Here is a 19,811-nt window from a genome sequence, read left to right as displayed (position 1 = left end):
AACCTTAGTTTCATGTCAAAAAAAATTATTATAATTCGAGGGCGTATTGGAGCTTATTTTTAAGGCAATCTCTTGTGTTTAGGGCTTTTCGCCTAGATTTGTCAGAGGTGATGTTTTGCTAAAACTAGAAAAACCAAAAAAATGGGAAATTCTGCAATCTTCTGGAAACACTATATTTTAGCGTTTACTTTTAAAAAAAGTCATCTTACATGCAGGATAAATATAAAAGCCAAACCCTTTTAAAAAATAATTTTGAAGGGGTCTTGAAAATGACTATCACTAATTAGTTTGGAAGATTTCTTCAATCTGGTTAGTTATTGAGATATCTGACTCTTAGTGTGATAAGATTAATTATGGAAAGTAATGATTAGATCATTATATCTGCTCTGAAAAGTTCAATCTATTTTCAGCTCGACAAAGACTACTCGCAATTAGCTTGGTTCGTGGCAAAGGCATAGCTTGTATTCCCTTGCTTCCAACTTCCGGTCATGAGGTTACCGATATTTATAAGATAGTAAGTCTTCTTTCCTAAATAATCGATAATTTCGAGATAGAAATGGTCTTCATATTTAAGCACCGACCAATCCCCTTCATTTTCCGCGACACCGGCACCATTAGTTCTGTTATTTCTGTTGGAGGTGTTTTGTGTACCCTTAACGGTATAAGACCCTTCGTAAAAATAGCGATAACGGCCGTTTGGGCAGAAATCGATATAGGTTATAGAGCTGGCGGTGTTATCAGTGACATAGGAAGACCGATAGTATATGACAAGTTGTCCTCCGGAGATATAGTCTGTTAATTCTTTAACTTGATCCTGTTCTGGAACCGAAATAAGTAGGGCCAGTAAAAATCCATATGTACCCATGATAAACTGATTCATTTGTTCTGTGTTTTTGATGAACCCTAATAGAATCGCCATTAATGCGATTTAATTTGACGTCCCTTATTTATTATACAAAACTAAAAACCATCGGGTTAACACTTTTCACTAGTAAATAGTAATCTCATAGATACCAGAAAATGGGTATGTCCATAGACGTCTCCATAAATACATTTGCGCCCAGATAATGATTTCATAGTTAATGACATAGAGATCATTTAAATCAACAAACTTCATTCAATTAAAAACGAAAAAATGAAAACAACAAACAACGTATTCAAAGCTTTTATGCTTTTAGGAATTATGGTATTCAACCAAGGCTGTGCAGGTTTTTTTGACCCCTTTTATTTAGAAGCCGGTGGTAATATGGCCAATCAATCTGTCGGGGAGGAGTACAATGGGGATTATGGCGATTACCGTTCTAATGAAGCTTCAGAACAAACGACCTCATCGGCTGTTCAACAACAAAGTGCCAGTGACAATAGAGAATCCCAAAAGGCGATTCCAGGCTTTTTTGTAGGTGCGCATGCCAGTAAAGAAATCAACCAAAAGCTATTAGCTACTGGTGGGTTAAGGTTTAGTACCAAGGGAAGCGAGACCGAAACCAGTTCGGTATTCTCCACTAAAACACGCTTAAGTTATATAGATATTCCTTTGGAATTGCAGTACAATATAAGACCAAAACTCTTTGTGCATGGCGGGGTTCTTCCTTCTTTTTTGGTGGGCGCGAACCGTACTACTGAGTTTGAAGGAAATTCTACCGAAAGCAGTGTTATGGACGACTATAAATCCTTTGATTTAGCAGGTACTATTGGAGCTGGATACCAATTTAACGACCAATTTAGCCTTAGTTTCAGCTATGACCACGGGCTGTTGGAGGTCAGTAATCTGGATTACAGATCGGTGAGGAATCGCGTATTCCGTTTAGGGCTACGGTATAAGATAAAAGGCCTTTAGGCATTTTATGTAAGTGTTTTAAACATGGCATTTTCCAAATATGTTAAGCATTTAACAGCCTTTTTATCCCTGACTATTTTAATGGGCACCTCGCATGAGTTTGCCCATCATTTTTCCGCTGCGATGGTTTGCGGATGCTTTGGGGAAAAGACCTTTAATTCCTTTAGTCTATGTCCTGGTTGTCAGGAAAACAACCCACTATGGATCTTACCAACCTACATTGGACCTTTATTCACATTTGCGATGATGTGGGTTGGTTTTTTTAAGTTGAAAAAGGGGAGCATTATCCAAAAGCATTTAGGTTTTGCTTTAATCATGGCTAATTTCCCTGTCAACCGGATTCTATTTGCCTTAATGGGTGCCAATGATGAGCAATTTGCTTCCGGGATTCTTTTTGGTTTCGACAATACAATGGCTTTCTGGCTCACCAATTTGGGTATATGGTTATTTACTATTCCGCCACTTTGGCTTTGTTTTACATCTATTAACAGTAAAAGAAAGATTTTATCATTTCTAGGGTATTTTATATTACCCTTCATTTTTGTTTATCTGTTTGCTGGTCTTTTTCTTGAAGAATGGCTATTGTTAGAGACACAGTTCTTAGCTAATGCTATTCTGGGAATTCCCTATTTACTCCTTATGGTCGAAGCAATGGCCTTATTTGGATATCTACTATTTAGAAAGTACATATATAAATATCCATACCTAAAACTTAACTAATTTATTAATTTTAAAATATGAATCGCATACTTATATACGTCTTTTTATGGTCTTTTCAAGTCGTTTTTTGTCAAACTATTGAAGTCCCTGTTGATTATAATGATCCGGATTTAGGGACATTTGAACTAAGTTTTGAACATTCTTCAAATGTCGATCCTCAAAAACCGACCGTAATTGTCGTTGCGGATGCGCAACAGTTTTATGTTAGAAAGGGACAAATGGATAAAATAAAAGCTGACTTGTTCGGCGAAGGGTTTAATGTATTAGGCATCATTCCTCGAGCCTTCAATAAAGGCTTAATTGAAAGAGTAAATTCAACGAACCTGTCTAATAAACGGGAATTGCGTTTTCGAGCATTTCAATCTTTCCAATATATAAATGACATTGAAACAATTATCGACTCTGTTCTCGATGATGTGTCTGAGATATATTTGTATGGGCAGTCTGGTGGGGCCTTTTTAATCACCGAATATTTATCCATGTTTCCAGAGTCTAAAGTAAAAAAAGTTTTCATCGGAGCAAGTGTAAATCCGGTAGTAGAGAACTCACTAGGAATCGTTCATGATAATTTTAACAGAGACTTCTTAACCAAGTACCCTGCCTCTAATAAAAAACTGAAGGAAATTCTGAATGAAGCTTATTTCAAGAGAAAAACTATCGCAAGTTTGTTTCAACGCCAGAATTTTTTCGTTGCGTTATCTGAAATTGATTCTGCACGTGTTCAATTAATTGACCGTCTCTATGAAAAAGACACAACAACTATAAACAAAATGATAATTGATTATCAAATTGAGGCGATTTCAAATTACTTAGATTCAGATTCTGGTTTTCCGATTAAGGTTCGTATTGCTGAGTTTTTTTATCCACTAAAAGCTATTTTAGAATTACCATCAGGCTTCTATCCAGATTTGGAGAACAGTTACTATATAGCAGAAGAGATACTGGTCGATCAAAGTGGTAACCCACGAGTCGTTGAAAACAGTTTCAATGAAAACGGAATTAGGAAATTTGAGGGTAAGGTATTGCTACTATCTGCACGATTTGATCATGTTGCAGACTACCGTTCCTGTCTATATTTAAACGCCTTATTACCAAATTCAGAGTTATTACTTGTTAACGATAATCACACCTTTCAAAATTTGAAGAAAAACAAGGCCTACGCATCCATCATTCAGGATTTCTTTTTAGAAGATAATATTGATTTAAAACAAACCTATAAAACATACATTTGGAGAGAAAACTAGTGTCTAGTATCCGCTCTACATTAACTGATAAAATGCCTTAGACCATAGTGGTAAAAACGTCTTTATGACATCATACCTAACGTTGCGAAGTATTTTAAGAAGCGATTTTCTAAGAAGATAATTTAATACCGATATCGGTCACAAGCTTACTATAAAATTAGGAGAGACAGATTCTATTTAGATGCTTCAGTGATTGCCATAACCTCATCTAATAAAAAGATCCACAAGCTTTCCTTAAATCGTTCCCTGAAAATTCCAAAATGACCAATGCTATTGGTATTGAAATCTTTCGGATCCAGATGAATGCGCTTAAACTTGGCGTTTACATATACGTCACACATCCAGTCCACAGCTTTTTTTGGAGCGAAGCGATCATCGTCAATGCTATATGCGGTAAAATCTGAGCTGAGCTTATGGTAGACGGTTTGTTCTACCGGAATTTCGGATAATAAATAATCTTTATGCCTGCCCCATTTAGACCATTGTTTGGTTACTTCTTTAGGGAGGTTTTCCATAACGCCTAGTTTTTTACCAGGGAAGAACCCAAATAAGTTGATAAGAGCTGGAAACAGCAGATACCAGTTGAACCACATTTTGACCTTAGCAAAACCCCTCCAAAACCTCCAATAACCTGATTGAGCGGCCACCAAGATAACCTTATCCAATTGTAACGACGCCTTTGATAGCCCTATCAGTTGCCCACCGATACTATGCCCAATGATACTTTTTCTTAAATCAGGATAGCGGTTAATGGCATAATTGATAACACCGTCTAAATCGAATTGTCCCCAATCTTGTGCATTGTTGCGCAGTGCTTTAATCGGTCCATTTAATGACCTTCCTATACCTGTATAGTCGAAGGTGATAACAATAATTTCATGAGACGCTATGAACTGCGCAAATTTATGGTAATACCCTTGCTTTACCCCAGTTGCTGAGGCTATAATAAGTAGGGCTTTGGGATTGGCACATCCAAATTCTATTATTGAAACGAATGTATCCTTCGATTTAATTTTAATCTGCTCCATTGGCCCCGATATTTTATGTCCATTAAACATTGGGTTGTGTTTAGTTGACGTTCTATAATTCAAGGTACCTACTTTTTCGGAAACATAGTTCTTCTAATGCGTCCATTCTGCAACAATTTTGACCTATTGATATAGGCTATGGACGAAAGCGCAAGATGTTTGTCGAACCTGCGGTCGACCTTTTTTTGTTGTGTTTTAATCTTGTGCTCATAATCTAAAAAATCGTTACCTAAAAGCTCAACAAAAGGATCTTTAAGGTTAATATATGCTTTTATACTGATGCTCGGGGGCTCTGAATCTAACTTAAAGCTATTGAAATTTTTTTGTGCTAATTCTGGATTATTCCTGTATAACAACCATTGTCCGGAATTAACAATGGCTTGGGTTAGTTGCTCCTGACGTTCCGCATCAAAGTCGCTTTCAGGTATAAATTCATAGGCCAAAATAATGGAAGTGCCTTTATAGCTAACAGCCTCGTCAAAAGCGGCCTTCGTCTGGGCCTTATTTGCCATTAGTGCTACCGATGCCACATAAACCTTAGGAAAGGTCATGGCTATGGCTCCCAAGTCAATTTCGCTTGCAGATGTTGTATAGGTATAGCTATCATGGGCCATGATGACAATGTTTAGGTTTTTCCCAGAGTTCATAGCCTTAATTAGAGGTCTAAGTCCATGACTAGACGCCCATTCCTGATTGATAAAGCACCAGATATTAGGACGGTCTTTAGTTGCTTTTAATTGTTCAAAATGGACCATAGTAAGATCATTATCGAACATGTTATGAATAAGTTCTTTATAGATGTTCATAGTTTTATCTTAAAGATGAAGTTTTCAATAGTTTGAAATAAATACGTTTAAAAAAAACGGATGAGGCCTAAGACCATCATCCGTTTTGATTGATTAATTCGTAAAGACAAAAGCAAACTGCTCAACAACAGTTCCGTCTGGCCCAAGATCAGGGCCGTATGTCTTTCCATCCAAATGATAAGAACCGACAATATGCCATTCTTCCTCATTATATAGGGGACAATCTTTTATATCGCCGATCATCGATAAATTGCTAGGGGTTGGGCTAAAGGCTGATATATTTGCGGTTCCATTCGGGGAGGCTATAAAGAAATTATCTAAACCATCACCAGCGCCTATAGCACCAATACCTCTAATATTGAGCATGTCTTGTGTTGGGTCAATCCCTCCTTCGTTAAAGGTAACGTGCCAAAGCGTATATACACCATGTGGGACTAGTCCAGATAGTGTAACATCAATGTCTACCCCATTTCTTAAACAAGTTACAGTGATGCTCCCTTCGACGGTGCTAAATTCGCCAAAGGACATATGATTACCGTCAGTATCCACAATAGGCTCATTTTCCCGAATTTCGTATATCAACTCATTCGGATTGGTAGGAGTATTGCCAGTATCGTTTTGAATAAAAAATGGTACTGTTATGACATCACTAAGTGTTTCCGTTCTATTATTGGTCTCGTTATCATCGTCTGAGCATCCCACAAATGTGATTATACCACAGATTAATGTGAGTAAGAGTCGGTATCTTTTGTTTATTTTAAATTTCATAGTATGTATTTAATTTTTTATGTTTTTGACTAATGCTTTTTATGCAGATTCCTAGTTTAACGACACGTTTACTTCAACAGGGACTTTATTGGTGACCACATCAAAAACAGGCGATTTATAGGCAAAGTCCAAAAGTTGTTTTTCCTGTTCTTCACTGAGATCCCCTTTAATTTTAAAGTTGACTCTTATGTCCTGATACCCATTTCTTATCTGTTCATTAAGCCCTAGGAAGCCTTGAACGTCTAGATGCCCTTCAAATTTAGATTCAATGCTATCGATATGAATTCCATTTGCTGCTGCGTGAAGTGCTATGGTCGTCGTCATGCATCCTGAAAGCGCAGACAGTAAATATTCAACAGGATTTGCACCCTCATTTTTACCTAAAAGAATTGGTGGTTCCCCATTGTCGAAAACCCATGCTTTTTCTCTCGATTCATCTTCTTGACCTCCACCGTAAAAGTCCTTGACAGTTGACTGATTGTGTCCTGCGGAGACCCATTTATTTCGAACACGAAATTCGAATTTGGCGATTGAAGGACTTTCTTGAATTGCTTTGATGGTTGATGTAATGTCCTCGATTACAAAACCGTTGACTTTTTTGTCTAATAAATTTTCCATTCGTTTATTGATTAATTATGATTTTAATTTATTTCAATGGTTTCCAATTATTTCCGATCGATTTATTTGTGCCGATTTAAGCTCGAACTTTTAATAATTCAATCGAAACAGATCGTAAAACAGGTTGAAATATTCTTGTTGACAAAACTAGGATGGGGAATGGCTAGAACTTTAACCAGTAAGTAGTAAAAGAGAGATTAACTGTTTTCTGTGAAACGCGAAGGGAACAAACGTTGGAGCTCCCCACTCGTTTACTCGGTGATATGAAACTGTTAAGGCTCACCTTAAGACTGTAATGAAATACCGCCGAGACTTTTTAACTATAGCTTTTAATTAAGCCAATCGCAGCTTAAAAGGACGCTACTAAATGATCGTCATCAAAGACTTGTGGGGTTAATCGTAAGTACGGTTTTATTTCTTTAATACCATTGGGAAATAAGGCTACAGCCTCTGTATTGGAAATCGAGGGCAAAATCACCAAATCATCTCCTAGCTCCCAATTAGCCGGCGTTGCTAAATGTTGATGTGCCGTTAGTTGCAGGGAGTCTAAAACCCTAATGATTTCGTAAAAATTCCATCCGGTAGATACGGGATAGGTCAATATAAGTCTAACCTTCTTCTTAGGGTCTATGATAAAGAGACTTCTAACGGTGGCATTTGTGGTGTCGTTAGAATGAATCATACCATATCGTTGGGAAATGGAGCGGTCCTCATCTGCAATTATAGGAAACTCGATGTCCACATTGTAGAGTTCATTAATATCATTGACCCATTTTTTGTGAGTTTCGAGATGATCTATACTTAAGGCAATTACTTTGGTATGTCTTGCGGTAAACTCAATCTCATATTCGGCAAGCGTGCCCATTTCGGTAGTACACACTGGTGTAAAATCTGAGGGAAAGGAAAGCAAAATCCCCCATGAATCTTCCAACCATTCGTGAAAACAGAGCTCACCCACAGTAGTCTGAGCCTTAAAATCTGGTGCTATATCGCCTATCCTAATTGCCTTCATAGTTCTATTTTTTAACTTTGATTTAGTTTAATTCACTCGACGTAAGTCTTAATTATGTTACCTTTAATCCTATCAAGCGGAAATTCTTCTCCAAATATGAGGTATTGTATACCAATGCCGTCTAAGAGTGCACTAAGTTTCAGAGCTTCCTCTTCGGGGTTTTCAACGCTAAGATCCTCTAGAACTTGTTTGAGTTTTATACCTATACCCTTGTAGGTATCTGAAATGATGCTATGCACTGAAGGGATGTTTCCAACGTGTATAGCTAGAGACACTATTAATGACCATAACTCTTTTTTGTCGGTTAACATCACAAAAAAAGTGTCGATAGTCTTCGAGAATTTTTCTTTTGGATCTGAGCCTCCCATATCTTGTTCGGTATTGAGCCTTGTTGCTTCAGTCAAGGCATACTGAATGGCTGCATTTAACAATTGCTCCTTGTTATCAAAATAACTATAAAGTAATCCTTTCGATATCTGGGCTGCTTTAGCAATGTCATTTATAGAAGTATTGAAATAACCCTTTGCGGCAAATAAGCGCAGTGCTATTAAGAGGATTTCATTATGTCTAGCGGCTCTATGAGCGTCAAGTTGCTTTTTGGTTCTAGGGCTCATTTTTTATTTTGAACGATTGGTCAAATTTAAAATAATTCATCAAACGCCCATGGAAAATTTTAAACTTTAACAAAATACTAGGATTCTTCAAGGGAATAATTGAGCTACATATCGCGGCTAAAATCTTAACAAAACTAGTCATACTAATTATTTAAAACCTCACTGAATTCAGGTATTCTAATAATTACCTAATAGCATCTATTACCTGTTCCTAAAATTTAAGGGTCAAAACCTAGGGTTTCCTAAAAACGTATAGAAAGAAGACCCTAATTTAGCTTAGAATGGTCATTTTTTGCAAGAAGAGAAACCATTCACCATAGCCTAAAAACTAATAATCCCAAGGTCTTTTTCTTTAAATCTTGCAAACGATTCGGTGAAGATATTTCAATTAAGAATCTCCCTTATACCAGAAAACAGGGATTACTCAATTTACATTTTAACGGTGATGTCCAAGTTGAAGTGCTACACTATTTTTGTCGTATAAAACTTTAAATACGAACAATTTAACCTGCTGAAAATGATGAACACAAAATATATCTTTTCGTTACTGTTTTTTTGCTGCCTTGTTTTTAGCTGCTCAGAAGATGATGGAGGTGTACCCACGCCTTCACAAGGGTTTATTTCTGGTGAGATGAATGGTGTTTCTGTCACCTATGAGCAAAACGTATTCGATGGGGGACCCAATAACGACATTAATGTTTACAACCGTACCGATCAGACGTTGCTGCTTCAAGCCAATGTTGATGGAATACCCAGCGATGATGGCATTATTACCCTTAGGATGAACGGCGTAGATCTAGATAACCTTAGTCTGCCTTATTCATTAACTGGGGTTGAGGGCAGTTTAACATGGGTCGATGCTTCGATTAAAGCATTGCAACCCCAATGTGAGGCTCCTGATGTTTTGTGCTTTTACTCTGGGGTTGGGGTCGATGAAGTTGAGATTAGCATTACCGATATTTCAAACAACACCATCAGTGGTTCGTTTACAGGGAGTTTATATCATATCCAAGTGAATCCTAGTGTTATAAGAGATACACAAGATGTTATAGACGTCGTAAGGGGGACATTTGAAATGAAATTCGTAACCATTGACCTCTAAATGAAAAAGATACAACTAAAAATTCAACCGTTGAATAGTTCTTAATCAATTAGTTAGTTGTTTGTTAAACAGTTTTACTATTTAGAATTTAATCAATACATTAAAAACAATTCCTAAATCAAATGAAAACAAATTACCATGTTCAAAAAGTGTTCTGGGGAATCAAAATGTCTATTCGGCAGTTGTACCTTGTATCTATATTGGTAAGTTTTGTGTCTCAAGATGCATTTGCGCAATACAGTTGGGAGCTCAGCTATCCGTCTGAGACAAGAAACGGGAAATTCTTTGTTAAATCTCCAGAGGGCAGTGATTACTTTTATCTCTTTGGTCATGACGTTAAAGCCTTAAATAAGGTGACCCAAGAATTGAGCGATATGCCTGATCTACCATCGGATGTTTTGTATAAAGAAGGACCGACAGGAATTTCAGCACCTTATCGCCATATGGACATTTTTATGTTAGACGATAACAAATGGTGGATGATCAACGAAGGGCGTATTTTTAAAACGACCAATGCAGGAGCAGATTGGCAGGAGGTGCTATCCCTAAATCCTAATACCCAATATGTCAGCAGTAGCTACTTTACAGGTATTCACTTTCCTTCAGAGGATGTGGGTTATGCCGTAGGGACTGCAGAGAAGTTATTTAAAACGACAGATGGAGGTGACACCTGGGTTGAGTTGCAATGGAGTAATTCTACTGCACCATATATCAGATATAGCAGCGTAAAATTCATCAATGAATTGGAAGGTTTCGTCATGGGCTATGAGGTAGATGACATTCTTCTAAACATAGGTGTTTACCGTCCATTTTTAAGACGAACTTTTGATGGAGGGCAGACATGGACCGAAATAAGCTTTGCAGAGAGTGACCATCACTATGTGGATATTCAAATTATGGGCTTAAGTTGGTATTTGATGTTTCGCAACCGAAATTTTATAGCTCCCGCAGACAGAATTCACAGATCGATTGATGACGGTACTAATTGGAGTACTTTAAATTTACCGGGATCGATACCCGGTAACAGTTTGGTTATACGCGATATGCATTGGTTTAGTGCTGAAGAAGGCGTTGTCTTAGGAACCAAAGATATTTTTGATGAGGCGCAAAGTATATTTAAAACCTACAACGCTGGTGCAACATGGACAGAAATACCTCTGGACCGGGGAACAGAACCCTTTTTTGCTAAGGTTCCTAATTTAGTCATGAACTTTAATGGAGATAATGGTATTATTTCTGGGGCATCAGGAAATATATTATTTTCTTCGGACAAAGGCGAAACCTGGCAAAGCCTGCAAAAAGGCTATCCAGATGTCACTGAAATGTCCTCAGATAATGGCATTACTTATGCAGCATTATATGGACAATCGCTACTAAAACACAACGGACTAAGTTGGCAGGAATTGGATATGCCATTAAACAGCCAATATCAGTTTCCCGGGGCATTTATAAGAATTGATAATGAGGATGCTGAAGTGGCACTTGTTGATATTTTTGGAGAACTACATTACAGCAATAATGGGGCAAACACTTGGTCTAGCCTTTTCACCGATCTTGAAAAGAGGGTATTGGATGTCCACTTTCAAAATGGGCAATTATCGGTGCTGGTTTACGATACAGATTTGAATGCACTCTTGTACTACCCAAATGCTCAAAACGAGCAAAACTATGAAGTGATTGCTAATGGCACTCCCATGCCTGCCTCAGTTTTCGACCTGTTTTATGTCGGAAATGACATTTTTGCGAGAGTAGAATCCTTACTATTCAAAAAAACTAATGGCACATGGCAACAGGTCTTTATTAACGATGGTTTTATCCGGGGTCTGTTGATGGATGAAGAAGGTAATGCCATGATGAAATTCTCGGATAACGCCTATTACTATTCTAACGATAGTGCGGAAACATGGGAAGCATCTAATTTTTCAAGTGCAATATTAGATAAGATAGATTTAGGAATCAGCACGATCTCTGGATTTGGGAAACTAAATGACAACACGCTTTATGCTATTGTTCATGGGAGCCCAGACTACAGTGAGCGGTTCGAAACTTATTTGATAGTTTCTAACGACAATGGGGCTTCTTGGGAATTAGAAGAAACGGTTGTGTTTGCAGAACCGCGGGATCTGGGTGGTGTCGGACATACCGTAGATGAGGATGATAATTTGTGGATTGGTTCTGCTAATGCTGTCATTTTTAAATGGGACAGTGGCATACTATCAACACCAGAACCCCCAGCCGAAGAACGGTTTTCAATTTATCCCAACCCTACATCCGGAAAAGTAACCATAAGGGCTTCACTATCTATAGAAGCCTATGAATTATATAGCTTACAAGGACAGTTTATTACGCGTGGCACATTGGATATCGATGATAGTTTTGAATTGGGGAACCGATATCCTGCAGGGATGTATATTCTGCAATTAATGGATATAAGCGGAGAAAAAAGAACTTTTAAAATTATTAAAGAGTAATCTTTTAAGAGTACACATGTCAAATAGAAAGTTAATTCTATATATTTCCTGTTCTTTAGATGGGTACATTGCCAAACCTAATGATGATTTAAGCTTTCTAAGTTTGGTGCAACAAGAAGGCGAGGATTATGGTTACAATGATTTTATTAAGACTATTGACACGGTTATTGTAGGGCGAAGAACCTACGACTGGATCATTGATCAGGGCTATGATTTTCCACATTTGGATAAAGAATGCTATGTCATAACTAGACAAGAAAGAGCATCTAAAGGCAGCCTTAATTTTTATAATGCGGATTTAGAAGTTTTGATTACAGAATTAAAATCTAAAAAGGGCAAGAACATTTTTTGTGATGGAGGGTCACAAATCCTTAATCAGATTTTAGAACTTCGACAATTTGACGAAATGGTTATATCTATTGTGCCTATACTTCTTGGTAGTGGCAAGCGACTATTTGCAGAAGGTATTCCCGAACAGGGCCTTAAATTGGTTTCGTCTCGTCAATTTGAAAGTGGATTGTTACAAGCTCATTACAGAGTTACGGATATGCTACCATAACCTCATAAAGCTATGGATTCGCCATGCGCTCTATCAGCTATCAATTTTATCTAAGTTAGAGAGGTCTTTTTAAGAAGGGAAAGTAGTCAATCCCTCAGGATTAAAGATTAAAAAACCTTGGGTGTATTAATTTTAAATATCACTGTTTTCTGGTATTTTTTCTTTTACTCTTTTAAGGTTAAAACCATACTAACAACTCATAATAATTTTGCAAAAAACACTTAGGATACTCATGGGCCAACTCCAAAATATAAGTATTGAATATCGGAAACTTACCTTAAACGAATATCAATTTCTAAGAGGTCAGACCAATTGGATTAGTCTTGATGATATGAGTATTGCAAAGGCAATTAACAATGACATCTTTACGGTAATTGCCAAAAAAGAAAAGGATATTGTGGGTATGGGAAGGGTAATAGGAGATGGTGGTATTTATTTATATATCCAAGACATCATTGTTCATAAAGACCACAGAAACTTGGGCATTGGAAAGAGAATTATGGGTTGTATTAATCATTTTATAGAAACAGAAGTAAGTCCAAATTGTTCTATCGGATTATTTGCTGCTAAAGGCACTATTAAATTCTATAAAAAGTTTGGATTTAAAATAAGAGCATATGATTCACCAGGAATGATCAAATATAATTAACCATGAATTTAGAACTACAAACTAAACGATTCAGACTAATTCCTTTTGATGTCAAAGACAGTATGTTATTTCTAAAACTCAATAACACAGACTTTGTTAAAAAGTATTTGTGGGATGATATGAGCATTTCGCTGAAAGATGCTGAAGATATCATGAACCAAAATAGGCTACTTTTTAAAAACCATAACTATGGACTTTGGAAAATTACCTTGAAAGAAAATCATCAAGTCGTAGGATATACTGGGTTATGGCACTTTTTTGAAGAAGCTCAACCTCAGTTGATTTATGCCTTATTGAAAGCATATACGGGCCAAGGAATTGCCTCGGAATCTGCTAGGGCCATAATCAATTATGCCTCAAACAAATTGGGTTTTGATTATTTGCTCGCAGCAAATGATGAAGCTAATATTAGCTCTCAGAAAGTTGCGGAACGCATCGGGATGCATTTCATAGAACGTCGATTGGAAGATGGAAAGCCCACCCTGTTTTATAAAATTGATATTTGCGAACATCAGGAAGCATATAAAGGACATTGAAAATAACACTTCAAATGTTAAGACACTTTAAAATATCAATTATAACGCTTCAATTCCGTATATTAATTGGGTCTAAGTACAAGCTAACATGAATAAAACCATTATTCTCATAGTATTCTTCCTCTTAGGTAGTTATAGCGCCTCTACTCAGAACAAAAAAGTTATTGACAGTTTAAAACTTGAATTAGAACAAACGACGCAAGTTGACGAGCAATTCAATCTAAATATAAAGCTCTTTGAACGTATACAACGCTCCGATTTAAGTAAAGCGAAAACCTATCTGGATGCAGCAATTTCCTTGGCACAAAGAGACGATGCGGATAGTTTAAAAATTGTAGTCAACAAGCACCTTGCTGAATACTTTTTGTTCGAACATCTGTATGATAGTGTCTATCATTACAGTAATAAGGCCTTGGCATCAAAGCATTATTTAACATCAAGAGACCTAATAGATTTATATTCCATTAAAGGAACCGCCCATTATTATGAGAGTGATTATTCCAAATCTATTATGACTCACATGGAAGCGGAAGTCATTGCAGATAGTATCAATGACGACATGGGTAGGGCTAAGGTCTATAATAATATCGCCATATCTTACTTAAGGATTGAAAATTGGGAGGAAGCTGAAAAGTATCTGAACAGGTCCATAGAACTATGCAAAAAACTGGATGTTAAACGCGGATTGGCCTATAATTTGGGGAATCTAGGAATTGTCTATAAAAACACCAATCAGTATGAGAAGGCGATAACAGCCTATAAGGAGGCTGTAGAGATTGCGCGCCAACTAGATGATAAATACGCCGTCGCCAGAAATATGGGTAATATCGGGACTTTATATGAGCAATTATACAATCTAGATCTGGCTTTGAGATATTATGAAGAAAGCTACGACCTTGCCAAGACACTTAATGACCAGTCCTCATTAGCGATCACCACGCATAATATTGGCAGTATATACGCTAAAAAACGAAACTTCAGAAGGGCGCTTCAAAAGTATAATGCCAGTTTGAGTATCGCTAAAACCTTAAATGAAAAGTCAATAATAAGGGATAATTATCTGGGGCTTTCGGAGGCTACTGAGCAATTAGATAGATTCGATTCATCCTTGGACTACAGAAAGCTATACGAAAAATATAACGATAGCGTGATCAACGAAAATCATTTGAAGGATATCGGTGAACTCAATATTAAATATGAATCAGAACGAAAAGAAAAGGAAATATTAGCCCTCTCCTCTGACAAAATTAAAAATGAAGCCGAACTCGTCAAACAAGAGAGCCGTATTAGGCTACTGACCATAGTGCTATTAACCGGATTCTTCCTTTTTTCTACAGTACTCATTGTGGCCAGAAATAGGGCCAATAACAAAAAACAAAAGGATATTATTTATGCGATTTCAGAAACCCAACTAAAAGAGCGAAAACGAATAGCACAAGATCTTCATGACAGTGTTGGGGGCTTATTGGCCATTGCAAAGACTAGCCTTGAAAATCTGGACTACAATAACGAAACCTTCAATGACGATATTGATAAATCCATTGAATTGTTGAGCTCCTCTTCTGATCAAGTTCGCAAAATATCGCACAACTTAATGCCTAGTGAACTTATTAAATTTGGACTGGTCAGTGCCATTGAGTCTTATATCGATACGATAAAGGGTTCCGATCTTATAGCACAGTTCTATCCTCATAATATGGAAGTGGAACTCGATGAGGCCGTACAGCTCAACGTCTATCGAATTTTTCAGGAGATTGTTCAAAATGTTTTGAAACATGCCAAGGCTACAGAGTTAAATATCTATCTCAACAATCATGGAAAGCATCTAGACCTTATGGTTGAGGACAATGGTATCGGTTTTGAAAAGGATGTTAAAACCACTGATGGCATCGGTTTAAAGTCTATAGAATCTAGAGTAAAACTGATGGACGGCACAATGACCGTTGATTCCTATCTAGGAAAAGGCACCACCATTAACATTAAAATTCCACTTTTAAAATGATCAAAGTAGTAATAGCAGACGATCATACTATTTTTCGTCAAGGCTTATACGCCTTGCTAGATAAGGAAGACCGCATAGAGCTGGTAGGCGAGGCAAAGGATGGCAAGGAGGTCTTAGAGATTTTGGCAGAACACGCTGTTGATGTGTTGTTATTGGATATTGAGATGCCTAGGATGGATGGCTTTGATACGATGAGGGTTCTTAAAAAACAGAAGCATAAACCAAAGATTTTGGTACTGACCATGCATGCTTCACCACAATTCATAAAAAACATATTTGCAAATGGCGCTGACGGCTATTTACCGAAAGATGCTGAAAAAGCAAAATTAATGGAGGCCATTAATACAGTTTATACCACCGGATCTTATCATACTCCCGATACGGTAAACATCATCATGAATACTTTAAAAGGTAATGTACCCTCCACCAATATTTCCGCTAGGGAAAAAGAGATCATCAAGCTTATTGCCGATCAATACACCACTAACGAAATTGCTGAAAAGCTTTTTTTAAGCACACATACCGTAGAATCCCATAGAAAGAACATTCTATTGAAGTTAGGGCTTAAAAATACTGCTGGACTGGTGAAATACGCCATCCAAAAAGGCCTTATTTAAGGCTTATACCAGAAAACTGGTAATTATCGTTTTGGTAATTCTCAGTCATTTTAATTGTCTTGTCTGTTCATACATTTGACTCGTATTAGTCCATCAATAGTCTTAGAAATAAGAGACTGGGCTAAACGAGATTTAAACTTAAAAGCAATCAATGATGAACAATTTAAGACTAGGGGATATTGCCCCAAATTTTGATGCCGAAACAACACAAGGCTCCATTAATTTTTATGAATGGTTAGGAGACGCTTGGGGCGTCTTATTCTCTCACCCAGCGGATTTTACACCGGTGTGCACCACCGAATTAGGGACTTTAGCCAACTTTAAAGAAGAGTTTTTAGAGAGAAATGTCAAGGTCTTAGCGCTAAGTGTGGACGATTTAGACGCTCATATGGCATGGATTAAAGACATCAATGAAACTCAAAATACAGAGGTTAATTTTCCGATAATTGACGATTCTAAAAGAGTGGTATCCCAGCTTTATGGCATGATACATCCCAATGAAGATGCTACGATGACGGTAAGAAGTGTTTTTATCATTAATCCTAAGAAACAGGTTAAGTTAATCTTAGCGTATCCAGCCTCAACAGGAAGAAACTTCTATGAGATTTTAAGGGTCATTGATTCTTTACAAATGACCGAATACAAAGCTCTGGCGACACCCGCCAATTGGGAATATGGTGAAGATATGGTCATCTTGCCTTCGGTAAGTAACGAAGAGGCAGATGCGTTGTTTCCGAAGGGTTACAAGGCGGTTAAACCGTATTTAAGACTCACGCCTACGCCGTAGTCCAAGACCTAAAGAAATGATTAATAGTAAGGCAAGACTATCTTGAGTTTAGTAGTTAATTTGGAGATGGTTGTTTCGGGGGTTTATAGTTTTGATACTATGAACCTCCTTTTTTATGACTAGAAAATTTAGGCAAAGGAATACGGTCAATCTGTTGATTACCAGAAAACAGGTATGGAGAATAGCACTAATTTGCATTACTTTGAATATATAAGAATGTGATGGCCTTATCCTTTAATGCTGCGGCTATATAAAAGAGAGGCTAAATTAGTTGGTTAAAGTAGGATTAAGCCCGCTGTGCCATAGCGGGCTTTCCCAAAATTTATTTTTAAATGATGACTTTAAAGCAAATTGTTGTATTAAACGGTCTAATGTGCGCCTTTACTTGGTGTTATGGTCAGCAAACCAAGGAAGTCTCGGGAATCCGTTTCACGTATCAAGTGGTCGGTGAGGCATTAAAATGTACTCTAGAAGCCCCTACCAATGGATGGGTTGGAGTAGGGTTTAATCACAAAAATGCTATAGAAGGAAGCGATTTATTGCTTTTCAATGGGATTAATGGCAAGTTCTCCAGTACGGATCTCTTTGTAAGGGGTCCTGGCAATCCCGTAAAAGATGAAAATAACGGCGGGGCAAACCATATACGTCTCGAAAATGGGGTGGAACGCGATGCCTATACACGTGTTGATTTTAGCATTCCGATGGACTCAAAAGACCGCAATGATTTTGTGCATAAAACGAACACAAGCTATTGGCTAATTTTAGCCTATTCTGTTGATGATGATTTTAACCATCATTCCAGGGTTAGAAAGCACATTCCGTTTTCAATTAAAGCCTCAAAGGATTAAGTTATATTAGAAATACTTTTGTTACTTTATAATACTTTTATTTCTGTTAAATGATCAATACTCTAAATGTGTAATTGGTACAACATTCAAGTATAGTTGTTTATCCTTAAGTCGTTTGCTACTTTATACCGACATACAAAAAAAAATGTGACATGAAAAAAGCTAACTTCTTTCTTGTCAATACGTTTTGTTCTAAACACCTTAAAGGTAACCCAACACCCATTTATATCCTGGAGTCATCCATCCCTAATGAACGTATGGAAGTATTGGCAGCTGAAATGAATATGCCAGTAAGTGTATTTTTATATAAATCTCGTGACCAAGATGTTTATAACATCCGCTATTTCACCAAAACCGGCGAAATTGAAGCCTGTGGCCATGGAACACTTGGTGCCGCTTATGTGTTGTTTAGTCAATATCAAAACACCAATAAGATCACATTCAAAACGATAGAAGATTTAGAAATTATATGTGCATTTGAAGAGGAGATCACTTTTGTTGAATACCCAAAATTCGAACTAGAAAAAACAGCAACCTTGCCTAAAATAAATACTGCGCTTGGTATTAAAAGCCACCTTTCATACTTCTATTGTAAGGCACTAGAATCGGTATTCATTGAACTTAGAGATGAGCATGAGGTGCAATCCATACGGCCAAACTTCGATGATCTCATCAGAGCGACTAACACGATTAAAGAAGTGGTGGTTATGTCAAAGGCACTAAACAAATCCTACGATTACGTCCTTCGTTCATTTTGTCCTTGGATAGGTATTAATGAAGACCCGGTTACGGGTTCTATACATTCTGTTTTGGGTCATTTTATGCAAGAGAAGTTAAATAAGAATAGTATAATAGTTAAACAAGCTTCAGAAAGAGGCGGCCAGCTTATCATAAAACCCTTAGAGGATAAGGTTAAAATCGGTGGTGATTGTAATATGCTTATAAAAGGTAACATTAGAAGCCCTTATCTTTAGAAGTTAATAGTATTTTGTTGTGGAAACAGATTATATAAATTGCTTCTCTTGTGGCGCTAAGGCATTGAATTTGGACGGCGAGTGCCACAAATATATGTTGGCATCTCCGGGCTGTTATGAAATGTTTAATGAGGTATTGAATAAAGAGTACACAGATCTTAGGTATCATAAAGGCCATCATTTTACGGTAGATGCCTACGCCATTCAACATCCCGGATTATTATCTAATCAAAAAGCGGTTAATTCTGTCGGAATTCATTTGGTCAGTCTGTACTGTACGTTTGAGGCTGGATTTGATTTAGCAATGTCCGCAGAGATTAAAACGAAATTTGCACAGTTTAATAAGTTACATAAGATCATAAAACCCATCAAAGGGCCTGAGTCTTTTCTCGGACTCACAATATTCGACATTTGGGATAATGATATTGCAGAATTGCATTTTGATCTATGTAAACAATGGGCATGGGATGCTTTTCATTCCTGGAGCGCACATCATAAGACCATTGCATCATGGGCAAAGCAATTTTTAACCCATAACTATAAAACTTAATAAGGCCTAAGCCGAAAAAAGAACCTATGATTTACAACAGGGCATAAGGCCAATTAAGACAGCCTCTAG

At 37.2% G+C, this 19,811-nt stretch carries 22 protein-coding genes; 14 read left to right on the top strand and 8 right to left on the bottom strand.

Features of this window, described 5'->3' with window-relative positions; translation table 11 throughout:
• Positions 1-421: 421 nt before the first annotated feature.
• The gene (locus ACO052_RS03345) at positions 422-919 is read right to left on the bottom strand and encodes a hypothetical protein (RefSeq protein ID WP_422106602.1); all 498 of its coding nucleotides are present in this window, start codon (positions 917-919) and stop codon (positions 422-424) included.
• Positions 920-988: 69 nt separating this feature from the next.
• Positions 989-1,117 (bottom strand): hypothetical protein, encoded by a 129-nt coding sequence (locus ACO052_RS03340; RefSeq protein WP_422106601.1) that lies wholly within the window; start codon positions 1,115-1,117, stop codon positions 989-991.
• A gap of 18 nt (positions 1,118-1,135) precedes the next feature.
• On the opposite strand from ACO052_RS03340, the gene ACO052_RS03335 reads away from it, so the two are divergent.
• The 3 genes from ACO052_RS03335 to ACO052_RS03325 are packed head-to-tail and all read left to right on the top strand — an operon-like array spanning position 1,136 to position 3,801.
• Positions 1,136-1,837 carry a porin family protein gene (locus ACO052_RS03335; protein ID WP_422106600.1) on the top strand — a complete coding sequence of 234 codons (702 nt, stop codon included), beginning with the start codon at positions 1,136-1,138 and terminating at the stop codon, positions 1,835-1,837.
• A gap of 24 nt (positions 1,838-1,861) precedes the next feature.
• A complete protein-coding gene (locus tag ACO052_RS03330; protein ID WP_422106599.1) occupies positions 1,862-2,557 on the top strand; it encodes a hypothetical protein in 696 nt (231 codons plus the stop codon).
• 17 nt (positions 2,558-2,574) lie between these two features.
• Positions 2,575-3,801: an alpha/beta fold hydrolase gene (locus ACO052_RS03325; protein WP_422106598.1), complete on the top strand. Its 1,227-nt coding sequence runs from the start codon at positions 2,575-2,577 to the stop codon at positions 3,799-3,801.
• Positions 3,802-3,974: 173 nt separating this feature from the next.
• Here ACO052_RS03325 and ACO052_RS03320 read toward each other — a convergent pair whose 3' ends face one another.
• From ACO052_RS03320 to ACO052_RS03295, 6 genes are all read right to left on the bottom strand, one after another.
• A complete protein-coding gene (locus ACO052_RS03320) occupies positions 3,975-4,829 on the bottom strand; it encodes a serine aminopeptidase domain-containing protein (protein WP_422106597.1) in 855 nt (284 codons plus the stop codon).
• Between the two features lie 68 nt (positions 4,830-4,897).
• Entirely contained in the window at positions 4,898-5,635 is a 738-nt protein-coding gene (locus tag ACO052_RS03315) for a hypothetical protein (protein ID WP_422106596.1), read from the bottom strand.
• Positions 5,636-5,728: 93 nt separating this feature from the next.
• A complete protein-coding gene (locus ACO052_RS03310; RefSeq protein ID WP_422106595.1) occupies positions 5,729-6,403 on the bottom strand; it encodes a hypothetical protein in 675 nt (224 codons plus the stop codon).
• Positions 6,404-6,454: 51 nt separating this feature from the next.
• Positions 6,455-7,021: an OsmC family protein gene (locus ACO052_RS03305; protein ID WP_422106594.1), complete on the bottom strand. Its 567-nt coding sequence runs from the start codon at positions 7,019-7,021 to the stop codon at positions 6,455-6,457.
• Positions 7,022-7,370: 349 nt separating this feature from the next.
• Complete coding sequence (locus ACO052_RS03300; protein ID WP_422106593.1) at positions 7,371-8,033, bottom strand: peroxiredoxin; 663 nt, start codon at positions 8,031-8,033, stop codon at positions 7,371-7,373.
• A 32-nt stretch (positions 8,034-8,065) separates the two neighbouring features.
• A complete protein-coding gene (locus ACO052_RS03295) occupies positions 8,066-8,647 on the bottom strand; it encodes a TetR/AcrR family transcriptional regulator (protein WP_422106592.1) in 582 nt (193 codons plus the stop codon).
• Positions 8,648-9,164: 517 nt separating this feature from the next.
• On the opposite strand from ACO052_RS03295, the gene ACO052_RS03290 reads away from it, so the two are divergent.
• The 11 genes from ACO052_RS03290 (at position 9,165) to ACO052_RS03240 (ending at position 19,742) form a co-directional block, all read left to right on the top strand.
• The gene (locus ACO052_RS03290) at positions 9,165-9,749 is read left to right on the top strand and encodes a hypothetical protein (RefSeq protein WP_422106591.1); all 585 of its coding nucleotides are present in this window, start codon (positions 9,165-9,167) and stop codon (positions 9,747-9,749) included.
• A 122-nt stretch (positions 9,750-9,871) separates the two neighbouring features.
• Positions 9,872-12,220 (top strand): YCF48-related protein, encoded by a 2,349-nt coding sequence (locus ACO052_RS03285; RefSeq protein ID WP_422106590.1) that lies wholly within the window; start codon positions 9,872-9,874, stop codon positions 12,218-12,220.
• Positions 12,221-12,236: 16 nt separating this feature from the next.
• Complete coding sequence (locus tag ACO052_RS03280) at positions 12,237-12,779, top strand: dihydrofolate reductase family protein (protein WP_422106589.1); 543 nt, start codon at positions 12,237-12,239, stop codon at positions 12,777-12,779.
• Between the two features lie 232 nt (positions 12,780-13,011).
• Entirely contained in the window at positions 13,012-13,428 is a 417-nt protein-coding gene (locus ACO052_RS03275; RefSeq protein ID WP_422106588.1) for a GNAT family N-acetyltransferase, read from the top strand.
• A gap of 2 nt (positions 13,429-13,430) precedes the next feature.
• Positions 13,431-13,964: a GNAT family N-acetyltransferase gene (locus ACO052_RS03270; protein WP_422106587.1), complete on the top strand. Its 534-nt coding sequence runs from the start codon at positions 13,431-13,433 to the stop codon at positions 13,962-13,964.
• 88 nt (positions 13,965-14,052) lie between these two features.
• A complete protein-coding gene (locus ACO052_RS03265) occupies positions 14,053-15,966 on the top strand; it encodes a tetratricopeptide repeat protein (RefSeq protein ID WP_422106586.1) in 1,914 nt (637 codons plus the stop codon).
• Entirely contained in the window at positions 15,963-16,583 is a 621-nt protein-coding gene (locus tag ACO052_RS03260) for a response regulator (RefSeq protein WP_422106585.1), read from the top strand. The genes ACO052_RS03265 and ACO052_RS03260 overlap by 4 nt, the downstream gene beginning before the upstream one ends.
• A gap of 154 nt (positions 16,584-16,737) precedes the next feature.
• Positions 16,738-17,370 carry a peroxiredoxin gene (locus tag ACO052_RS03255; protein ID WP_422108035.1) on the top strand — a complete coding sequence of 211 codons (633 nt, stop codon included), beginning with the start codon at positions 16,738-16,740 and terminating at the stop codon, positions 17,368-17,370.
• A gap of 332 nt (positions 17,371-17,702) precedes the next feature.
• On the top strand, positions 17,703-18,218 hold the full coding sequence (locus tag ACO052_RS03250) for a DOMON domain-containing protein (RefSeq protein ID WP_422106584.1): 516 nt from the start codon (positions 17,703-17,705) through the stop codon (positions 18,216-18,218).
• A gap of 152 nt (positions 18,219-18,370) precedes the next feature.
• Positions 18,371-19,192, top strand: a complete 822-nt coding sequence (locus ACO052_RS03245; RefSeq protein ID WP_422106583.1) for a PhzF family phenazine biosynthesis protein — start codon at positions 18,371-18,373, stop codon at positions 19,190-19,192.
• A gap of 19 nt (positions 19,193-19,211) precedes the next feature.
• Entirely contained in the window at positions 19,212-19,742 is a 531-nt protein-coding gene (locus ACO052_RS03240; protein ID WP_422106582.1) for a DUF5946 family protein, read from the top strand.
• The last annotated feature ends 69 nt before the right edge of the window (positions 19,743-19,811 follow it).

It is taken from the genome of Winogradskyella sp. (assembly GCF_965228925.1).
In the GTDB taxonomy this organism is placed as follows: domain Bacteria; phylum Bacteroidota; class Bacteroidia; order Flavobacteriales; family Flavobacteriaceae; genus Winogradskyella.
The sequence above is the reverse complement of the archived record's forward strand: the minus strand, read 5'-3'. Positions and strand labels throughout refer to the sequence as shown.